This is a genomic window from Pseudomonadota bacterium, assembly GCA_016711215.1.
GTDB lineage: Bacteria > Myxococcota_A > Polyangia.
Map to the genome: position 1 here is coordinate 681,316 of JADJTL010000001.1, position 18,867 is coordinate 700,182.

The 18,867-nt window shown below is 70.3% G+C and carries 18 protein-coding genes; 14 read left to right on the top strand and 4 right to left on the bottom strand.

Annotated elements, in window-relative coordinates; translation table 11 throughout:
* The first annotated feature begins 97 nt into the window (after window positions 1–97).
* Complete coding sequence (locus IPL40_02670; protein MBK8480069.1) at window positions 98–1,666, top strand: serine/threonine protein kinase; 1,569 nt, start codon at window positions 98–100, stop codon at window positions 1,664–1,666.
* On the opposite strand, the gene IPL40_02675 is transcribed toward IPL40_02670, so the two are convergent.
* Genes IPL40_02675 through IPL40_02685 form a run of 3 tightly spaced genes read right to left on the bottom strand, consistent with a single transcriptional unit; the run spans window position 1,639 to window position 5,622 of the window.
* A complete protein-coding gene (locus IPL40_02675) occupies window positions 1,639–3,456 on the bottom strand; it encodes a PAS domain-containing protein (GenBank protein MBK8480070.1) in 1,818 nt (605 codons plus the stop codon). The two genes, IPL40_02670 and IPL40_02675, sit on opposite strands and share 28 nt — an antisense overlap.
* Before the next feature lie 7 nt (window positions 3,457–3,463).
* Window positions 3,464–4,174 (bottom strand): response regulator transcription factor, encoded by a 711-nt coding sequence (locus IPL40_02680; GenBank protein ID MBK8480071.1) that lies wholly within the window; start codon window positions 4,172–4,174, stop codon window positions 3,464–3,466.
* A 32-nt stretch (window positions 4,175–4,206) separates the two neighbouring features.
* Entirely contained in the window at window positions 4,207–5,622 is a 1,416-nt protein-coding gene (locus tag IPL40_02685) for a PhoH family protein (protein MBK8480072.1), read from the bottom strand.
* Between the two features lie 156 nt (window positions 5,623–5,778).
* On the opposite strand from IPL40_02685, the gene IPL40_02690 reads away from it, so the two are divergent.
* The 5 genes from IPL40_02690 (at window position 5,779) to IPL40_02710 (ending at window position 9,937) form a co-directional block, all read left to right on the top strand.
* Complete coding sequence (locus IPL40_02690) at window positions 5,779–6,651, top strand: hypothetical protein (protein ID MBK8480073.1); 873 nt, start codon at window positions 5,779–5,781, stop codon at window positions 6,649–6,651.
* Window positions 6,555–7,805: a TrkH family potassium uptake protein gene (locus tag IPL40_02695; protein ID MBK8480074.1), complete on the top strand. Its 1,251-nt coding sequence runs from the start codon at window positions 6,555–6,557 to the stop codon at window positions 7,803–7,805. Before IPL40_02690 ends, IPL40_02695 begins: the two co-directional genes overlap by 97 nt.
* A gap of 24 nt (window positions 7,806–7,829) precedes the next feature.
* Window positions 7,830–8,489, top strand: a complete 660-nt coding sequence (locus tag IPL40_02700; GenBank protein MBK8480075.1) for a TrkA family potassium uptake protein — start codon at window positions 7,830–7,832, stop codon at window positions 8,487–8,489.
* A 64-nt stretch (window positions 8,490–8,553) separates the two neighbouring features.
* Window positions 8,554–9,534, top strand: a complete 981-nt coding sequence (locus IPL40_02705; GenBank protein MBK8480076.1) for a hypothetical protein — start codon at window positions 8,554–8,556, stop codon at window positions 9,532–9,534.
* A gap of 130 nt (window positions 9,535–9,664) precedes the next feature.
* The gene (locus tag IPL40_02710; GenBank protein MBK8480077.1) at window positions 9,665–9,937 is read left to right on the top strand and encodes a BolA/IbaG family iron-sulfur metabolism protein; all 273 of its coding nucleotides are present in this window, start codon (window positions 9,665–9,667) and stop codon (window positions 9,935–9,937) included.
* 115 nt (window positions 9,938–10,052) lie between these two features.
* On the opposite strand, the gene IPL40_02715 is transcribed toward IPL40_02710, so the two are convergent.
* Window positions 10,053–10,670 (bottom strand): superoxide dismutase, encoded by a 618-nt coding sequence (locus tag IPL40_02715; GenBank protein ID MBK8480078.1) that lies wholly within the window; start codon window positions 10,668–10,670, stop codon window positions 10,053–10,055.
* 134 nt (window positions 10,671–10,804) lie between these two features.
* Here IPL40_02715 and mutY point away from each other — a divergent pair, with 134 nt between their 5' ends.
* The 8 genes from mutY to IPL40_02755 all read left to right on the top strand — a co-directional run bounded on the left by mutY (window position 10,805) and on the right by IPL40_02755 (window position 18,867).
* Window positions 10,805–12,016, top strand: a complete 1,212-nt coding sequence (gene mutY / locus IPL40_02720) for an A/G-specific adenine glycosylase (GenBank protein ID MBK8480079.1) — start codon at window positions 10,805–10,807, stop codon at window positions 12,014–12,016.
* Window positions 12,017–13,741: 1,725 nt separating this feature from the next.
* On the top strand, window positions 13,742–14,389 hold the full coding sequence (locus IPL40_02725; GenBank protein ID MBK8480080.1) for a hypothetical protein: 648 nt from the start codon (window positions 13,742–13,744) through the stop codon (window positions 14,387–14,389).
* Between the two features lie 23 nt (window positions 14,390–14,412).
* Window positions 14,413–14,667 (top strand): hypothetical protein, encoded by a 255-nt coding sequence (locus IPL40_02730; protein MBK8480081.1) that lies wholly within the window; start codon window positions 14,413–14,415, stop codon window positions 14,665–14,667.
* A 149-nt stretch (window positions 14,668–14,816) separates the two neighbouring features.
* Window positions 14,817–15,536: a hypothetical protein gene (locus IPL40_02735; protein ID MBK8480082.1), complete on the top strand. Its 720-nt coding sequence runs from the start codon at window positions 14,817–14,819 to the stop codon at window positions 15,534–15,536.
* 113 nt (window positions 15,537–15,649) lie between these two features.
* The gene (locus tag IPL40_02740) at window positions 15,650–16,501 is read left to right on the top strand and encodes a class II glutamine amidotransferase (GenBank protein MBK8480083.1); all 852 of its coding nucleotides are present in this window, start codon (window positions 15,650–15,652) and stop codon (window positions 16,499–16,501) included.
* A gap of 87 nt (window positions 16,502–16,588) precedes the next feature.
* The gene (gene xth, locus IPL40_02745; protein ID MBK8480084.1) at window positions 16,589–17,374 is read left to right on the top strand and encodes an exodeoxyribonuclease III; all 786 of its coding nucleotides are present in this window, start codon (window positions 16,589–16,591) and stop codon (window positions 17,372–17,374) included.
* Complete coding sequence (locus tag IPL40_02750; GenBank protein MBK8480085.1) at window positions 17,364–17,885, top strand: hypothetical protein; 522 nt, start codon at window positions 17,364–17,366, stop codon at window positions 17,883–17,885. The genes xth and IPL40_02750 overlap by 11 nt, the downstream gene beginning before the upstream one ends.
* Before the next feature lie 28 nt (window positions 17,886–17,913).
* The gene (locus IPL40_02755; protein MBK8480086.1) at window positions 17,914–18,867 is read left to right on the top strand and encodes an ROK family protein; all 954 of its coding nucleotides are present in this window, start codon (window positions 17,914–17,916) and stop codon (window positions 18,865–18,867) included.

Consider the following 18,867-nt stretch of genomic DNA (forward strand, 5'->3'; position numbering starts at 1 on the left):
CGACGGGCCGAGATGGTCGAGCCGAGATGATCGGGGAGGGCCCGCGCGGATGACCGAGGTCTATGGACAGTCGCAGCACGAAAGTGGGCCACCTCGCATGTTAGGCGCCAAGAGCGCGGGGGAAGCCGTCCGGCTGACGCAGACCCTCACCATCGCAAAACGTATCGGCCGGGGTCGCTTGGGCACCGTCTACGCGGCTGTCCATGAGGTGCTCGCGCGGCGCTTCGCGATCAAGGTGCTGCGACCCGCGCTGACCGCCAGCGAGACGGTACGCCTGCGCCTGCGGCACGCCGTGCGGGAGGCGAGCCAGATCGACCATCCCCAGGTTGCCAGCATCGTCGACTTCGGTCGCCTCAGCGACGGCCGCTATTACCTGACCACCGACTATGTGCGGGGGCTACCGCTGGCGCGGGTGCTGGAGCGCGACGGGCGGCTTTCGCCGAGCCGCGCCGTCGAGACCCTGCTGCAGCTCGCCGAGGCCTTGGACGCGGCCCATCGACAGCACGTCGTCCACGGAGAGCTCAAGCCAAACAACATCACGGTCTTCGACGCCGCGGACGGGGGACTGCGTCTGCGGCTGCGCGACTTCGCCGTGGCCACGGCGCTGGCGGTCCAGCCCCTTTCTGGCTCCAGCCGGCTGGCCGACCGCGCCGAGACGCTGCTCGCCAACTACGGTACGGTGGACTATCTCGCGCCCGAGCTCCTCGGGGGCAGCGCGGCGTCGCCCACGCCGAGCGCCGACATCTACGCGCTGGGAGCGCTCGGCTATCACCTGTTGACGGGGCAACCGCCCTTCGTCGGCGAGCCCGAGCGGGTGGTCGCGGCCCATCTGGGCAGCGAGGTGGTCGCACCGTCGCGCCGCAGCGGCTGCGAGGAGCTGCCGACGACCCTCGAGGCGTTGCTCCTTCGCTGCCTGCAGAAGGATCCAGCCGAGCGTTTCCGCGCGCTGGAACCGGTGGTCCGCGCGCTACGCGCGCTCGCCGCGGAGGCTGTTTCGGTCGGCGCCACGTCGCATGCGGAGGAGGAGCTGACGGCGCCTTGGGCGATTACGCCGCCGCCGGGCGCCGAGGGTGAGGCTGAGCTGCTCCCCGCTTCGCCGGGGCGCCTGCGCCAGCTGCTCTACGAGACGACGCTCGAGCTGGCGCAGCACGCCGCGACCGAGGGGCTTGCCGGGCCCTCGCTGCTGGTCGAGCTCGAAGCGCTGAAGCTCGCCCGCGACGAGGCCGAGCAGTTGGTCGTCGAGGGCGGGCTGCTGGAGAATCGCTTCGAGGACATCCGTCGCGAGCTGCGCGAGAGCGAAGCGGCTCTGCGCTACACGGTGATCGACCTCAATCTGGCGCGGGGTGAGAGTGAGCACGGCGGACCGATCGATGCCGAGGCCGCGGCCGACCTCGAGCATCGTGTGCACGAGCTCGAGTGGAACCTGGCCGAGCTCGATCGGCAGCGTGAGCAGCGCTTCGCCACGCTCAATGCCGAGCTGCGTCAGCGCATCGACCGCTTGCGGGCTGTCGAGCGGACGATGGCCGCCCACTATCGACGCCTGCATGACGATCTCGAGGGTCTGCGCGGCGCCCTGCAGACCGATCGCGCGCGCCTGCTCTACCGCCGCGTGGGGCACTGCCGCGCGGCGCTCGCGGCTCATTCGCCGACGAGCGCCTTGCCCTGAGTGCCCGCGATCGAGCCTTCGGCGGCCTCTCCCCGCGGCAGCGTGAACCAGAAGACCGAGCCGCGCGGTTGCGCCGCCGACACGCCGACCTCGCCCCCCAGCGCGTTTACCAGGTGCTTGACGATCGCCAGGCCGAGTCCGGTGCCGCCCATCTCACGCGAGCGTCCGGGGTCGACGCGGTAGAAGCGCTCGAAGATGCGGTCGCGATGTTGCGGCTCGACCCCCGGTCCGTCGTCGTGGACCTCGACGCGGACGTGGCCGCTGTGGACCGCGCTGCGTGCGCTGACCTTGCCGCCCGGCTGCGTGTACTTCACGGCGTTGTCGAGCAGGTTCAGCAGGACATGTTCGAGCGCGGACTCGTCGACCACCACGGTGGTGCCCGCCCCGATCTCGTTGGCGAGCGTGATCGCCTTTTCGCCCGCGGAATCCTCCACGGCTTCGATCGCCCGCTGCACCAGCGGGCCGAGCGCCGTAACCCCGCGCTCGAAGTGCTGCTGTTCAGCCTCCATCCGGGAGAGGTCGAGCAGGTCGCTGATGATGCGGGCGAGCCGCTCCGCGTGGCGCAGGATCGCCGCCAGAAAGCGCTGCGCATGCTCCGGGTCGGCTAACGCGCCATCGAGCAGCGCCTCGGCGTTGGCGCGAATGACGCTGATCGGCGTGCGCAGCTCGTGCGAGACGTTGGCGACGAAGTCGCGGCGGACGGTCTCCAGGCGTCGCACCTCGGTGACGTCGTGCAGCACGACGACGCAGCCTGGGCTCGCCCGAAGGCGTGCCGCGCGGGCCAAGATGTGGCGAGCGGCGCCGCTCGGCCCAAGCGCGAACTCCGCTGTGCTGGCCTCCGTGGTTTCAGTGGCCCGGTCGACGAGCTCGCGCAAGGGGGGCAGGCCTAGCGCCGCCAAGGCGATGACCTCGCCCGACGCTGTCCCGTCGAGGTCGAGCAGGCTCGTCGCGGCACGGTTGGCCAAGGTCACCCGCTGCTCAGCGTCGAGCGCGAGCACCGCCTCGCTCATACCCTCGAGGATCGTCGCCAGGCGGTCGCGCTCACTGGCGAGCGCCGCCACCGAGCGCTGGAGCTCGGCCGCGAGCTGATTGAAGGAGCCAGCGAGCACCGCCAGCTCGCTGGTCGCCGGCAAGGGCAGGCGGTGGGCATGGTTGCCGGCGATCGTGCGGGCTTGCAGCACGAGGCTGCGCAGCGTGCGCGAGATCAGCGTCGAGGCCAGTGTGCCGAGCGCGATCGCGAGGGCCAGGCCGACCATCCCGCCGAGCGCAAGCGTGACGCGCAGATGGTGAATCGCGACGGCGACAGCGGAGAGCGGGGTGGCGATGCGTACGACGCCCTGCTCGTGGGCGCGCGCGAAACGCACGGCGACGTAGACCATCGAGGTATGAAGGGTGTTGCTGGCGCGGCGCGCCACCCCCCGACCGCGACGCAGCGCGGCTTGGACCTCGGGCCGACCAGCGTGGTTCTCGAGCGCGCCGAGGGCGCTGAGCTCACAGGCGGAGTCCCCAAGCACGCGGCCGTCCGCGGCGATGATCGTCACCCGCGCCGCGGTCGTGCGACCGAGGCGATCGGCCAAGGCGTCGGCCATCGGGCGGTCAAGCGCGCCGTCGGGCGCCGTCGCTTTCAGCAACTCGACGGCCGTGCGCGCCAGGCGCTCGAGGTCGGCCTCGATCTGGGTTTCAAGCCGATGGCGCAGGGTGCGCTCGAGATAGGCGCCGGTGCCCAAGCCGACGCCGGCGAAGAGCAGCAGCGAGGCGGCGAAGATCGTCGAGCGGACGCCCAGTCGCATGGCGCCGCTAGGCCTCCGTCGCTTCCGGGGTGGCGCGCAGGCGGTAGCCGACGCCGCGCAGCGTCTCGATGTACTGGCCCGCGGCGCCGAGCTTCTGGCGCAGGCGCTTGACGTGAGTGTCGACGGTGCGGGTCGTGATGTCGGCCTGGATGCCCCAGACATCGGAGAGCAGCACCTCGCGGGTCTGGACCCGGCCGCGGCGGGCCAGCAACAAGGTCAAGAGGCGAAACTCAAGCGCCGTCAGCGTCACCTCGTCGTCGGCGACCCAGCAGCGATGCGCCTCGTCGTCGAGTCGCAGGCTGCCGAAGGTCAGCGGGGTGGCTTGCTCGTCGCCGGGGCTGAGCGCGTGGCGCCGCAGCACAGCGCGGACGCGGAGCAGCAGCTCGCGCACGCTGTAGGGCTTGACGACGTAGTCGTCTGCGCCGAGCTCGAAGCCGACCACGCGATCGATCTCCTCGCCCTTCGCGCTGGCGATGACGATCGGGATGCCGCGCGTGCGCTCGTCTCGGCGGAGCTGGCGGCAGACCTCGAGACCCGAGCAGTCGGGCAGCATCAGATCGAGCAGCACGAGATCGGGCAGCGGCTCCTGCTGCGCGAGCTCGAGCGCCGCGCGGCCCGTCAGGGCGGCGCGCGTGCGATAACCCTCGCGCTGGAGCGTGTACTCGAGCGTGCTGACCAGGTCGAGCTCGTCCTCGACGATCAAGATCACTGCTGACATCTGGGCTCCCGGGTGCGAACGCGTCGCTCGAACTAGAGCACGTTGGCCGCCAGCTCGGCCAGCGGCGAGCGCTCGCCTTTGATCAGCGTAATGTGACCACCGAGCGCCTTGCCTTTGAAGCGCTCGACGACCGTGGCGAGCCCGTTATTCGATGAGTCCACGTAGGGGTTGTCGATCTGGTAGGGATCGCCGGTGAGCACGATCTTCGTGTTCTCGCCGACCCGGGTGATGATCGTCTTCACCTCATGTGGCGTCAGGTTCTGCGCCTCGTCGACGATGATGAACTGGTTGGGAATCGAGCGGCCGCGGATGTAGGTCAGCGGCTCGACCTCGACGTAGCCCAGCGCCACGAACTCCTGCACGCCGCGCTCGCCGCGGTCACCCCGCTCGGGGCGCGCGTCGCGGGCCGAGCGTTCGCCGCGGTGCCCCCGGGCGGCCCGCTCTTCGCCGTGTTCCCCGCGCGCCTCGTCTGCAGCTTCGCCGTGCCCGAGCCCGAGCAGCAGGTCGAGGTTGTCGTAGATCGGCTGCATCCACGGATTGAGCTTGGCCTCGACGTCGCCGGGCAGAAAGCCGAGGTCACGCCCGAGGGGAAAGATCGGGCGGCTCACCAGCAGCTTGCGGTACTTGCGCTCCTCGACGACCTTCTGCAGGCCCGCTGCGATCGCCAGCAGCGTCTTTCCGGTGCCCGCCTTGCCGACGAGCGTCACCAGCTTGACGTCATCGCGCAGCAGCAGGTCGAGGGCAAAGCGCTGCTCCTTGTTGCGGGCGCGCAGGCCCCAGGCCGTGGCTGGAGTGCGGCGACGATCCAGCGCCTCGAGCTGCTCGTGCTCACAGTCATAGCGCGCGAGCAGGCTCTGCTGACCGTCGCCGCGGGCGCGCAGGATCGCATATTGGTTGGCGAAGAGCCCCGTCTGCGGAATGGTGCCGTCGGCCGCCAGACGGTCGATCAGCTCCCCGTCGAGCTCGAGCTCAGCGACCCCGCTGTAGAGCTCGGAGATATCGACGCTCTCATCGAGGTAGTCTTCAGCCTGTAGGCCCATCGCATCGGCGCGGATGCGCAGGTTGACGTCGCGGGTGACGAAGATGACGGGGGTATGGGGATCGCGGCGCCGCTCCTGCAGGGCCAGCGCGAGGATCAGGTCGTCGGAGCCACCCGCCGGACGATTGAGTAGGGTCCGGTCGTCGCCGTGGCCGTCGATGAAGGCGACCCGCAGCCGTCCGCCGCCTGCGGTGCTGACGCCTTGCGAGAGGGGGCCGCTGCGCCGCAGGTCGTCGAGCCGGCGGGCGACGACCCGCGCGTGACGCCCGCGCTCGCTCAGCTCGCGCTTGAAGCGATCGATCTCCTCGATCGCGTAGATCGGAACGACCACCTCCTCGTCGCCGAAGCGCTCCAGGGCGCTGGGATCATGCAACAGGACGTTCGTGTCGAGGATGAAGCGCTTGTTCATCGGTGGCCGTCCTTGGCTGTTTCCTTCAATGTATCACAGGCGGGCCTGTCCTCTTGCTCGGCTGCCGCGCGCTGCCGATGCCTTTTGTCCTGAGGTGCAATCGGAGTATCGTCGCGCCCGGACGATGCGCGCCCCGCGCGCTGCTCGAACGATCCAATGAGACGATCGCAAGATTTCGCCAGTGGCGTCTTGGCCGCGCTCGCCCCCTTACCCGTGGTGGCCGGCGCGGTGCTGTACGGCGCGGAGCGTTGGACCCTCTCGGTCGTGGCGGTCCTGGCTGCCGTGACGAGCTCGCTCGCGCTGGCGGCAGCGAGCCTGCTCGTGACGCGCGTTCCGGCGATTGGGCGTGCCCTGGTCGTGACCGGTCTCGTCGCGGCCTTCGGGCTCGCCTTCGAGATGATCGTGCAGTCGCCCCTGTTGGCCTTGTTGGCCGTGGTGGCGGCGTGGTGGGCGCTCTTCGCTGTCTTCAGCGCCTCGGGCGTGCGCCGCGCGGAGCGTCAAGCGCGTGGTTCGCGCGCCTCCCCGACGCGCCGCGCGCGCGGCGCCGCCGTCGGGGCCGTGGTCGTCTGGTGCGTGGCCCTCGTCGGCGGCGGGGCTGCGGACGCCGGCAGCGTGCGGGCGATGGGTGCTTCGGCGCTGGTGGCGGCCTTGCTGGCGTCGCGCTGGCTGGTCCTCGAGGGCGGGCGCCATCCGCGCCGCGCGGCTGCCTTGGCGCTGGGCTGCGTGGCCTTCATCCTCGGGCTCGCCTTTGGCCCCGGTCCGTGGCTGCTACGCGCGCACTTCGCCGTGATCTTGCCGGTGGTGACGCTGCTGGCGCTGCCGCGCGCGCGGCGCCAGGGCAGTGATCGCGTCGATTGGTGGCAGCCGGTCGTCGACCATCCGGCGCGGCTGCTGGTGGTGACCTTCCTCGCGCTCGGGCTGGGTGGGGCCTGTTGCTCGCCCTGCCGGTCTGCGCGCGGAGCGGCCTCAGCGTCGGTCTGCTCGACGCGACCTTCACCGCCTTCAGCGCCGTCTGCGTCACTGGGTTGACCGTCCTCGACACGCCCCAGGCCTTCAGCGTCTTGGGGCAGCTCGCGATCCTGCTGTTGATTCAGGCCGGTGGCCTCGGCATCATGACCTTCTCCACCGCCGCGATGCGCCTCCTCGGCCGGCGCATGAGCCTGCGCCACGAGGGCGTCGTCGCCGGGCTGATGAGCGTCGAGGACCGCAGCCAGCTCTTCGCCGTCACGCGCCGGCTCCTGCGCTTCACGCTGCTCTCTGAGGCCGCCGGCGCCGTCCTGCTCACGTGGCGCTTTTGGACCCACGACGAAGGGCTGGGCGCCGCGCTGTGGCGGGGCGTGTTTACGGCGGTCTCGGCCTTCTGCAACGCGGGCTTTGCGCTGCAGAGCGACAACCTGATCGCCTACCAACGCGATCCCGCCGTGTTGCACGTCGTGGCAGCGCTCGTCGTGCTCGGCGGGCTATCGCCGGCGGTCTGCTTCAGCGGCCTGCGGCTCGCGCGGGGTCGGGCCGTCGCCGCAGCGGCACAGGTCAAGGTCGTTCTGACCACGACGCTGGTGCTGCTCGTCGGCGGGACGATCGCCTTAGCCGTCGTCGAGTGGCATGGCGCCTTCGGCGGGCTGCCGCCCTGGGATCGCCTGCACAATGCCTGGTTGCACTCCGTGTCGACCCGCACCGCCGGGTTCAATGCGGTCGACCTGATGGCCTTCCGGCCGGCCAGCGTCACCGTGATGATGGTGCTGATGTTCATTGGTGGGAGTCCGGGTGGGACGGCCGGCGGGATCAAGACGACGACGGCGGCCCTCTTGTTGATGGCCGTCGTGGCGGCCATTCGGGGCCACGGCGCCGTCGAGGTCGGTGGTCGACGGGTACCGCACCGCTCGATTTATCGCGCGGCGGCGGTGGCCACGCTCGGCTTGCTGGCGGTCTTCGGCGGTCTGCTGATGCTGCAGCTGACCCAGACGCTGGATCCGGTCGCCGCGCTCTTCGAGGTGATCTCGGCGCTCGGGACGGTCGGACTCACGATCGGCGGGACGGCGGGGCTCGATGCCGTCGGCAAGCTGGCGATCGTGGCCTGCATGTTTGTCGGACGCGTTGGCCCGCTGACCCTCTTCATGTTCTTGAGCCACCATCGCACGCCCGTGCTATGGCGGCGGCCCGTCGAGGAGATCGACGTCGGCTAGCGCGGCGTCGCGGGGGGAGTAGGGATGATCAAACAGGCAATCGTGATCGGGCTCGGGCAATTCGGGATGTCGGTGGCGCGGGCGCTCGCCGAGCGCGGTCTCGAGGTGTTGGCCGTCGATCGGCGCGAGGATCGCGTGCGCGTGGCGGCGGGCTTCGGGGCCGAGGCCGTCGACTTCGACGCCACGGACACGAGCGCCGTGGCTCGCACCTCGCCCGAGCGGCGCGACGTCTGTGTCTGCGCGATTGGCGACGAGTCGCGCGAGTCGTCGATCATCTGCACCGCCCTGCTGCGACAGATGGGCGCGCGGCGGGTGATCGCGCGGGCCAATGACGATCTCCACGCGCGCATCCTGTCGCTCGTCGGCGCGCACGAGGTCGTCAATCCGGAGCGCGACTTCGGTGAGCGCTTCGCCAACAGGATCATGCACGATCGCGTGATGGGTGAGCTGCCCCTCGGGGAGGATCTGCTGATCACAGAGCTGCGCCCGCCGCCCTCCTTCGTCGGCCATACCCTCGCGCAGCTGCGACTGCCGAGCCGCTATGCGATTACGGTCGTGGCCGTGCGGCGCGCCGGGCGCGGCGCCGTGCTGATGCCCGATCCCAACGACCCGTTGCGCGACGACGATGTCTTGGTCGTGGTCTCGAAGCAGAAGGCGGTCAGCCGCCTGCTGGAGCGCGGCTAGGGCTAGGCGTTGATGGGTCGGCTGCTGACCCGTCGGATACCGGGCCGCTGCGAGGGAGCTGCTGATGGAACTGCGTCGGGATCTGTGGCTCGGGCTGGCCGCGCTGGTGGCCTTCAACCTGGTGATGGCCTTTGGGACGGTTGGGCTGATGACGCGCATCGGGCCGGCCTTTGACCGCGCGCTGCACGACAACGTGAGCTCGATCGAGGCGGCGGAGCAGATGCTGACGCTGCTGGCGCAGGTCGGCGCCCGGCCGGCCTCGACGCGGGAGCGGCAGCACTTCGTGGCCGCGATGCTTCGCGCCCAGGGCAATGTCACCGAGCGTCACGAGGCGGACCCGCTGAGCGAGATCGAGCGCGGCCAGGTGGCGGCGCTGGGCGGCGACAGCGCAAGCCGAGACCGCGTGATTCGCGCCCTGCGGCGCCTGGTCCGCGTCAACCGCGAGGCGCTGTGGTCGGTCAAGTCGAAGGTGCGGCGCCTGGGGACCGGCGGCGCCTGGGCGGCGGTGATCCTGGCGGCGATCGGCCTGACGCTCAGCCTACTGGCGGGAGCGCGGCTTTCACGGCGGATCCTGATGCCCCTCGGCATGCTCTACGCGACGCTGGAGGCGCGCCGCGCGGGCGACCGCTTCCGCCGTTGCGGCCTGGGCGACGCTCCTCACGAGCTGCGACGGATCGTCGAGGGCGTCAATCGACTGCTCGACGGATCGGGGGACGAGGCGGCCGCGACGGGACGGGTAGCAGAGGGGACGGATGGCGTGGTGCGCGCGGCGCTGGTGCAGGTGCTCGAGCGCAGCGCGGCGGGCTGCCTGCTCGTCGACCACCGCGGCGAGGTGCTGGCGGCCAATCGCCAGGGGTTGACGATGCTCAATGGGCTCGTCGGCAGCGAGTTGAGGCAGCTCCTGAGCGAGCTGCCGAGCGGCAAACGCGCCAGCGAGACGCTGATCGTGGAGGTGACGGCGGTAGGCAGCAAGGCCGGAGAAGGCGCGGGATCACTCTGCACGGTGCGGCGGGCGGTCGATCAGCCCGTGCGTGGCGTCGGCTGAGTCGCGCCGATCCGGGCGGGTGCTATCCTTGACCGCGTGGGCGGCCCGATGCTACAGGCGGCCCGCGAGCTGAGCGCCGTCAGTCGGTGCCGAGAAATCAGGCCGCCAGTTGGTGGCGAAGGCGAACCCGTTGGAACGCAGCACGAGCAGCAGCCAGGGCACGAAGGCTCAAGTCATTGAGATCATCCGTTGCGCGATCGAGCAGGCCATCCCGCTCTCGCGGGCCGAGGTCACCCCGGGCGCCGGTCCCGGTCATTTCAACGTCACCGTCCGTTCGCGCAGCTTCGCCGGGCAGGCGATGGTGCAGGCGCATCGCCTGGTCTATTCGGCCATCGCGCACCTGATGCGGGGCGAGCGCCCGCCCGTGCACGCAATCGATCTCCTGCGCGCGCTCTCCTGCTGAGCTGGCTGTGCCGGCGGGCTGGCGCCTCGTCGAGGGCGCCGGTCGTGTTGTCAGCGGGGCGCCCCCAGAACTCGGGACGCCCCCCGCGGCTTTGCCCCCGGGACGGTAGGGCGGATTAGGCGCGCGCGGCGCGGTAGTTGGCCTCGACGGCCTCCCAGTCGACGACGCTCCACCAGGCCTCGACGTACTCGGGACGGCGATTTTGGTACTTCAGGTAGTACGCGTGCTCCCAAACATCCAGGCCGAGGATCGGGGTCTTTCCCTCGCTCAGCGGGCTGTCTTGATTGGGCAGCGACTGGACGAGCAAGCGCCCGCCCTGATCGACGGACAACCAGGCCCAGCCGGAGCCGAACTGGGTGGTGGCAGCGGCGTGGAATTTTTCGCGCAGCGCGGCGAAGCCACCGAGCTCCTGCTTGATCGCCGAGGCGAGCTGGCCCACAGGCTCGCCCCCTTTGCCCTGGCCCATGACGGACCAGAAGAGGCTGTGGTTGGCGTGACCGCCGCCGTGGTTGCGCACGGCGCCGCGGATCGCCTCGGGCACGCTTGCGAGTTGCTTCAGCAGCGCGGAGACCGCGCGGCCCTTGAGCTCGGGCGCCTTCTCGAGCGCCTCGTTGAGCTTGGCGACATAGGCGGCGTGGTGCTTTCCGTGATGGATCTCCATCGTCCGCGCGTCGATATAGGGCTCCAGCGCGTCGAGCGCGTAGGGCAGCGAAGGAAGGGTATGAACGCTCATGTCTGTTCTCCTCTTTGCGAGCGCGCCCGCGACTGCTCGGCTCTGCATGCCTGCGCCGATCGCTTCATGCCTACGCCGATCGGGGCACGCGTTCGAGATGAAAAAGTACACGATTAGTACTAGATTCGCGGCCGATGCGCAAGGCGAAGCCTGAGCCGCTTTCGCGGCGTCGCCCCCCTTCTCCGCCGCTCGCGCCAGCGACGCAGGCGATCGAGCAGGCAAGGCCCGCGCTCCACCGCTGGTACCGGGCGCATGCGCGCGACCTCCCCTGGCGCCGCACGCGCGATCCCTACGCTATCTGGATCTCGGAGGTGATGCTCCAGCAGACGCAGGTGGCGACGGTCGTGCCCTACTACGAGCGCTGGCTCTCGCGCTTCCCCGAGGTCGCCGCGCTGGCGGCCGCCGCCGAGGACGAGGTGCTGCGCCTCTGGCAGGGCCTGGGGTACTACCGGCGCGCCCGCTTCCTCCATCGAGCGGCGCGCGTCGTCGTCGCTGAGCATGGCGGGAAGGTGCCGCTCCAACGCGAGGCCCTGGCGGCGCTCCCGGGGGTCGGCGACTACACGCTCGCGGCGATCCTCAGCATCGCCGACGGGCAGGCCTTCGCGGTCGTCGACGGCAACGTGCGGCGCGTCCTCGCGCGCGTCATGGCGCTCGACGCGCCTGCCGATCGCGGCGCTGGCGCGGCTGCGCTGACGAAGCTCGCCGACACGCTGCTCTGGCCTGCCGATCCGGGTCTGCACAACCAAGCCCTGATGGAGCTCGGTGCGCGCGTCTGCTCACCGCGGGCACCGGGCTGCGAGGCCTGCCCGCTCAGCGCCGCGTGCGCGGCTCGTCGCGAGGGCCATCCCGAGCGTTATCCGCTGCGCGCGCCGCGGCGCGTCGTGCCCCACCGCTGGCTGATCGCCGCGGTGCTCGTCTGCGCGGGCCGCGTGCTGCTGCACCGGCGCCCCTACGAGGGGCTGCTGGGGGGCCTCTGGGATCTGCCGACCCTGCCGCTGGCGGAGGGGCAGGTGGTCGAGCCAAGCGCCCAGCGGCGGGCGCTGCGCAGCCACTTGCGCCTGGCGTTCGGGCTGAGCGCGCGCATCGACCGCGCGCTCGAGCCCGTGCCCCATGCCTTCACGCACCTGCGGGTGACCATCGCGCCCTACCGCTGCAGCCTGCGCCCTCCGGGCCGGGCGGCGCCCGGTGCATGCGCCGAGTCGGCGGCGGGTACGTCGGGCTGGCGCTGGGTCGCGTGGCCTGAGCTCGACGCGCACGCCCTGCCGCGCGCGACCCAGAAGGTGCTGGCGCAGCTCGGCGCCGAGCGGGGTCGAGATAGCAGGGCGCTAGGGAAACCCGAAACATGATCGTTTGACGGCCGACCGTGCATGCGCCGACCGTGCCCGCGCCGACCCTGCCCGCTTGACGTCTTCGCAATAGCGTATCAGCGCATCAGCGTAGCTTTATGCTCACGACGGTGACTTTGGCTGACGACGTCTACGCCTCGGCTCGAACCCTCGCCGAGGTCTCGCGAAAGACGCTGGGGGCCCCGTCAGTTCCGAGCGGGTTCGACGCGCCCTTCGACCCCAGGGTGCCCCTCGCGGCACGGCGCCCGACTTGCCCGCCTTCGACGTGCCGGCCGATGCTCCGATCATCGCCGGCAGGCGGGCCCACGCGCTGCTTGACGAGGAGGACCTAGCCCCGTGAGGGCCAGCCTACCGGCTACGGACGTCCTGCTGCCCTGGCCTAGCCAAACTACCAGTTACACGATCATGCTCGCGCCTGGTATCGCGGCGCGCAGGCCCACGGCTGGGTTACCTGTGCGATCACGCAGCTCGGCTTTATCCGACGGTCCTCGAATCCTGCCCTTCGGCGGGGCGGCGGGCTGCGGGTGCCCACGGGACCCGCTGGCCGGCTCCGCAGGTGGCCCGCCGCGACGGGAGAGGGAGCGATGGACTGACCGAGATTCGAAGCGTGGCCGCTGCAGGCGAGGAGCGCCGACGAGACCTCCTTTTGGGGATCTTGTGGAGCACTGCGCAAGATACCGGCCCGAATGGGGTGACTTGCTCAGCGGTCGCTGCCGCCAGAGCAACGGTACAAGTCTTGCTGCGCCTGCCACGGTGCCTTTGTATGATGTCTTGGAGCTTGCCGCCCCGAGGCGCGTTGAGGGGGTCTGGTCCTGCGGCAGCGTCAGGCCTTTGGCGCGTCGGTCGCGAGGAGTCGCCGAAGGAAGAGGATTGGACGATGGTGGGGACTCCTGCCCGCCGTGATGATTTGTCTTTCTCTCGCGCCGACGCTAGCGGCGGCGTCGAAGGAGTCACCGACCAGGCGGTCGGCGCCGATGCGACCGCGCGGCGGGAGCGGCTGGCGTCGACTGTCGCCGGCGTCAGGCAAGCCAAGCAAGTCGTGGCGACCTGGTGGGGCGTCCTCGCGGCGAGCGCGGGCAACGAATCCGGAGAGGGGAGGGCGCGAATTGACCGACTCGACGACCAAGCCGCGCGGCCAGGAGGGTGTTGGCGCAGCCGAACGAGCCGGGTCAAGCCAGCGGAACTCCCTGGTACCCCTTTCGGAGGCCGCGAATGACGCCGAGCGCGAGTTTGTCGTGTCGCAGGCCTTCGAATGGTTGAGGGCTGCGCTCGGTGGCGATGCGTTCGGCGGCGCGACCTTCGTGCTCGTCCCGGATCCACCGAACGCTGCGACTGGCAGGGAGCTCGCCGCTGCGTCCGGCGAAGGCGCGCGACGCTTCACCTACGGAGGTTCGGGGCGAGGAGATGGTTTTTCAACTGTCGACCGCGACGTTGCGATGGGCTTGATGGCGGCCCTCTTCCAGGCGCGACCTACGTTTCTATCGATCCTCGCGCTCACGGGCGGAGGTGCGGGCACCGCTGGGCCGAGGGGAGACCTCTTGCCGCAACTCGTCGCTCACCTGCTGGGTGCCTCCGAGGCTGAACCGCCGAGCAAGGCTGAGTGGCCGGTTCTTGCAGCGTTGACCTACGACTGGGGCGTGCCCGTAACCTGGGCTGGGCCCCGAGAGAAGCGGTCGCTTCTAGTCGGACTACGCGGTCCTCGGAGAGGCAATGTCGAGCGCGCCGATGGCTGGTCAGGTTCTCGACCACTTCGTCGATCATTACTCCGAGTTGGCTTCACTCATGCTCCTCAAGGCCCTGGCCTACCCCTCGCAGGGGGGGCTTGGGTACCGTGTCGAGCTGACGAACCGGCCGCTCGGCCTCTGCGGCTACTCCGTCGACCACCGGCTCAAGGTGTTGGCCCTCAGTTCGGCGGGCGTCTTTTCGACGCCTCGTCCGCCAGAGCTGGCTGATGCCCTAAGGGACGCTGTCGAGGTCGAGGTCTTCGCGTCGCGCCGTGACTGGTTGTATCGACTGGGCTGGGGTTCGACGAAGGTTGTGCTGGGGCTGGTGGAGACGGCCGTCGGCCTCGTCGGAGTGATCGTGCTCGAAGCTTCAACGACAGCCGGTGGAGTTGCGCTCGTAATCCTCGGCGTAAACAGCGTCGGCGATGGTGTGAGTCAGATCGCCGGGGCGGAGCGCGGCGAGGGCGTGAACGTTCTAGCGTCCATTTGCGGAGCGGTTGGGTCGGGCTTGGCCGAGGCAACAGGTGGCGACGCGGAGGTCGGCCGTTTGGCTGGTCGGGTAGGGTTTCACATCGGTCCGCAGTCGGGTCGCTCGCCGCCATCCGCGTGCTCCAGGTTCCGGGCAGCGCGCTCCTGCGGTCCGGCGTAGGGGGGCTTCGCGGCGGCGTTGGCGTGGGCCGCGTCGATCTCTGGTACCGCGTGCCCTTGCACTGGGCCCTGCGCGGCGAGCACGGCGCACTTACGGTTCTGAGCATCAATAACAATGCGGGCCAAAGCATCTTGCGCTTCGTGGTGCAATTCGGCCGGCTCTACGTCAACGGCCGGATTATCGGCGTCGAGAGGGTACTCTTTCACGAATCTAACTGGCGCACGGTAGTGAAGGGGCTGCTGAGGCTCTTGTGGCACGGCGCCAAGTTGGGCATGTGACGATCCGGTGCTCGTGGTCGGCGCTGGGCGCTGCGACCTCGCGACGCGATCGGGGCGCATGAAGCCGTGAGCTACTAAACCTTTGGGGCGAGCGGACGATGGTTCTCTCCGTGCCGGCCTTCGCCGGCCGGCTGCGGACGGAGAGACCCGTGAGAAATTCGACTGTCGGCGGCGTTGCGTTGCTCGCCCTGGTGTTCTCGCTGGGCCTCGCCGCGCCGGCCCAGGCTCGGCTTGGCCCTTCGGCTCCAACCTACGCCGCCAGCGCGTCGCCCCGCCGCGCTCCGACGCGCGACGCGATCACGCGCCGCCTGTCGACGCGATCCGGTCGGCTCTTGCGCGCGAGCTCCCTCTGCCTGATGGTGGCGCTCGCTGGTCCGGCGGCGGCCGACGAGGACGTGATGACCTATCGTCCTTGCTCGCCGGCACAGTTTCGCGACGCCGTCGCCGTGCTCGCCAAGGAGGCGCCGGAGGCGGGTGTGGCGGTCGGCGCGGCGACCGTGGTCAAGGGCAGCGACGGGCGTCCCGTGCTGACGGTCCCTCTGACCAAACAAGGCTTCTTCAGCCCCTACACCTTTCGGGTCGCGGTCCCCACGCGCCAGCCACCCGATGAGGGTGCCCTGGCGCAGCTCACGCGAGCCCTGCGCGGCAAGCAGGACCCCGCCACCGTGCGCGCGCTCGAGGCCCTCTCCCAGCTCGTGGTGACCACGCCCGCCCACGGATCGCCCTGGGATGTGCCCAATAACCTCCAGAGCGCGGCGCAGCGCCTCAACCTCCCAAGCCACTGCCCCCTCGTGGCGGCGGCCCCGAGCTCGTCCTCCCGGCTCGCGCAGCAGGGAGCCGGGTCGGCGGCGCTCGCTCGTTTGGACTGATGCGGCCGCGGGCCGCGCTAGCCGCGCGACCGCCGGCGCGACCGAGCAAGCGCGCGCACGCGGGTTTCGGCGCCAAGTTTGCGGCGCGGAGGCGCCACGCCGATAATATCGCCATGTGTCGGCTCTATGGCTTTCGTTCGGCGATCGAGAGCAGTGTCCACCAATCGCTGGTCGCCGCTGACAACGCCCTGGCGCGCCAGAGTGAGCGGCATCGCGACGGCTGGGGCCTGGGCTTCTACGTCGGTCCCTTTCCGCACGTGATTCGCAACGACGAGCAGGCGCTCGGCGATGTGCTCTTTCGTGAGGTCAGCGGCATCGTCGCGACGCGCACCTTCGTCGCGCATATCCGGCAGGCCACCGTCGGCGCGCCGCGCGTCCTCAACTGCCACCCCTTTCAGTATGGGCGCTGGTTGCTGGCGCATAATGGCGAGATCGCGGGCTTCGCGCGCCCCGAGGTGCAGCGCCGCGTGCGCGACTGCGTCGACGATCGCTTTCGTCGCTTCGTGCTCGGCGACACCGACAGCGAGGTGTTGTTCTTCATCTTCCTCTCCCAGCTCGCGCGCCGCGTCGAGAACCTCCACGACGAGGGCGTGCGGATCGCGCACGTGCTGCCCGCGCTGCGCGCCGCGATCGCTCAGGTCTTGGCCGTCGCGCCCGAGGTCGATCAGGAGCGGCCCAATCGGCTCACCATCTTGCTGACCAACGGCAATCTGATGCTCGCCTATCGGCGCGGGCGAGAGTGCTACTACTCGACCTACAAGACGCGCTGCCCGGAGCGCGCGAGTTGCTACGCCTTCGACGCCTCCCGCTGTGAGGGCGAGGCGGCTGATGGCATCGTCAAGCACCTGGTGGTGGCCAGCGAGCCGGTCTCGAGCGGGCCGAATGTCTGGCGCGAGCTCGAGGACAACTACTGCCTTTGCCTCGACCACGGCATGAATCTCCATGCCGAGCCGCTGCTGGTCTGAACGCGGCGGCTGCCGCGATCAGCCGCCGCCGCGCTTGCGCCGCCGGGCGCAGGGCGGCATCATCGCGCCGCTCCGCGAGCGCCGCCGATGAAGCTGATCACCTGGAACGTCAATTCGCTGCGCACGCGCCTCGAGCGCGTCCTCGCGCTGCTCGAGCAGCAGCAGCCGGATGTCCTCTGCCTACAAGAAACAAAGGTCACCGACGCGCTCTTCCCGCACGATGCCTTCGCGCCGCTCGGCTATCGCGCGCAGGTCTTTGGCCAACCCACCTATAACGGCGTGGCGCTGCTCTCGCGCTGCCCGCTCGAGCGCGTGCAGCACGGCTTCCCCGGCGATCCACTGCCGGCCGAGGCGCGCCTGATCGCCGCCGAGCTGAAGGGTGTGCGGGTGATCAACGCCTATGTCGTCAACGGCCAGACGACGGGCAGCGAGAAGTACCAGCGCAAGCTGGCCTGGTTGGACGCGCTACTGGCCTGGCTGCGCAGCACGCACGATCCGACGCAGCAGATCGCCCTGCTGGGCGACTTCAACATCGCCCCCGACGATCGCGACGTCCACGATCCGAGCGTCTGGCAGGGAGAGGTGCTGTGCAGCGAGCCGGAGCGCGCGCGCCTGCGCGCGCTGCTGCAGTGGGGCTTCGTCGATCTGCTGCGCCAGCTCGACCCGCGCGAGGGCGTCTATTCGTGGTGGGATTATCGGGCGGGGGCCTTTCCGCGCAACGCGGGCCTGCGCATCGATTTGATCCTCGGCACCGCGGCGCTCGCCGCACGCTGCAGGGCGGTCGTCATCGAGCGAGAGGCGCGCAAGCTGACGAGCGGAGCGGGGAAGCCGAGCGACCATGCGCCCGTCGTGGCGGTCTTCGATGAAGCCTGAGCTCGATGCCGGGCGTGGAGCCGAGGGCCTCATGCTGCGCTTCGTGCTGGCTGTGATCCTGAGCGGCTGCGCGCGCGGCGGCGGTGACGGGCGAGGGGCCTCCGCGGCGCCAGCGAGCGATGACACCTGCGCGGAGGTCGCGCGGGAAGCGGCCGCAGTCCTGGCGGGCGCGTCGGGGCGCTGCGAGCACGACGGCGATTGCGCCTGTCTCCCGCGCCAGCTTGCCTGCGCCGGCGTCAGTGATCGGCGCAGTGTCGAGCGGCTGCGTACCCTGGCGCGCCTGCAGCGCCTCGGGCGCTGTAGGGCGGCGACGCCGCGGCGCTGCGACGATGCGCGGGTCTGCACGCCGCGCTGTGTGCATCGGTATTGCGTCAACAGCGCTGCCGCGAGCGTTCGCGGGCGTGGCCAGCGGCTCGCCGCTTCGACGCGGGTTCGGGAGCCGGGGCGGGCGCTGCCCGCTGCAGTCGGGTTTCTTCCCTCCGCCGAGGCGCGCGTGTTCTTTATCAACTGATCAATTGGGAGTGACGGGGGAGCTAAGCATGGCGGCACGACGGGCGATCGGAATCGATTTGGGCGGCACGAACCTGCGTGGCGCTGTGGTCGAGATGGGGACGGACGAGGCGACGATCGTGCGCCAGGAGCGGCGCACGGTGGGTGCCGATCGCAGCCCGGAGGCCGTCGTGCGCGCCTTGGTCGAGCTGGCGGGTGCGCTGAGCGCTGGCGAGTCTCTGCCGGTCGGCATCGGTATTGCGGCGATGTTGCGGGGGACGACCGGGGTGGTGGCCAACGCGCCCAACCTCGGCTGGCGTGACGTGCCCTTCGGGCGCCTGGCGGAGCGCGCGCTCGGGCGGCCCGTTTGGCTCGAGAACGACGTCAACGTCATTGTTTGGGGCGAGCAGTGCTTTGGTGCGGCGCGCGGCCGCGCCGACGTGCTCTGCGTCTTCGCGGGCACCGGGGTGGGGGCCGGGGCCGTCTGTGACGGACGCCTCTATCGCGGGGCGGGCAACGCTTCGCTCGAGCTGGGCCACGTCAAGGTGGTTGAGCAAGGGCGTGCCTGCGGCTGCGGCGCGAGCGGCTGCGTAGAGGCCTACGCCGGGGGGCGACACCTCGTCGAGCAGGCGCTCGAGCGGCCGTCTTCCCTGCTGCTGGAGCTGGTGCAGGGGCGGCTCGACGCGATGCACGCGGGACATGTCGATCAAGCGGCCCAGCGCGGTGACGAGACCGCGCGGCGCATCGTCGATCAGGCGGCCCGCTGGCTGGGGCTGACCCTGGCCAACGCGGTGACGCTCTTCAATCCTGCCTGCTTGCTGATGGGTGGCACGGTATGGGTGGGTTGCAAGCGCCTGCGTGAGGGCACGCTCGCCAATTTCCAGCGCTTGGTGAACGTGCCCGCGCTAGAGGGGCTGAGCATTGTGGACACGGTGCTCGGCGACGATGCCGGCGTGCTTGGCGCCGCTGAGCTCGGGTTGCGCCAGAGCGCCCAGCCGGGCTGA

Coding starts and splice junctions, on each gene's coding strand:
- IPL40_02670 (MBK8480069.1), top strand. CDS start 98: ATGTTAGGCGCCAAGAGCGCGGGGGAAGCCGTCCGGCTGACGCAGACC.
- IPL40_02675 (MBK8480070.1), bottom strand. CDS start 3,456: ATGCGACTGGGCGTCCGCTCGACGATCTTCGCCGCCTCGCTGCTGCTC.
- IPL40_02680 (MBK8480071.1), bottom strand. CDS start 4,174: ATGTCAGCAGTGATCTTGATCGTCGAGGACGAGCTCGACCTGGTCAGC.
- IPL40_02685 (MBK8480072.1), bottom strand. CDS start 5,622: ATGAACAAGCGCTTCATCCTCGACACGAACGTCCTGTTGCATGATCCC.
- IPL40_02690 (MBK8480073.1), top strand. CDS start 5,779: ATGAGACGATCGCAAGATTTCGCCAGTGGCGTCTTGGCCGCGCTCGCC.
- IPL40_02700 (MBK8480075.1), top strand. CDS start 7,830: ATGATCAAACAGGCAATCGTGATCGGGCTCGGGCAATTCGGGATGTCG.
- IPL40_02705 (MBK8480076.1), top strand. CDS start 8,554: ATGGAACTGCGTCGGGATCTGTGGCTCGGGCTGGCCGCGCTGGTGGCC.
- IPL40_02715 (MBK8480078.1), bottom strand. CDS start 10,670: ATGAGCGTTCATACCCTTCCTTCGCTGCCCTACGCGCTCGACGCGCTG.
- mutY (MBK8480079.1), top strand. CDS start 10,805: ATGCGCAAGGCGAAGCCTGAGCCGCTTTCGCGGCGTCGCCCCCCTTCT.
- IPL40_02725 (MBK8480080.1), top strand. CDS start 13,742: ATGGCTGGTCAGGTTCTCGACCACTTCGTCGATCATTACTCCGAGTTG.
- IPL40_02740 (MBK8480083.1), top strand. CDS start 15,650: ATGTGTCGGCTCTATGGCTTTCGTTCGGCGATCGAGAGCAGTGTCCAC.
- xth (MBK8480084.1), top strand. CDS start 16,589: ATGAAGCTGATCACCTGGAACGTCAATTCGCTGCGCACGCGCCTCGAG.
- IPL40_02750 (MBK8480085.1), top strand. CDS start 17,364: ATGAAGCCTGAGCTCGATGCCGGGCGTGGAGCCGAGGGCCTCATGCTG.
- IPL40_02755 (MBK8480086.1), top strand. CDS start 17,914: ATGGCGGCACGACGGGCGATCGGAATCGATTTGGGCGGCACGAACCTG.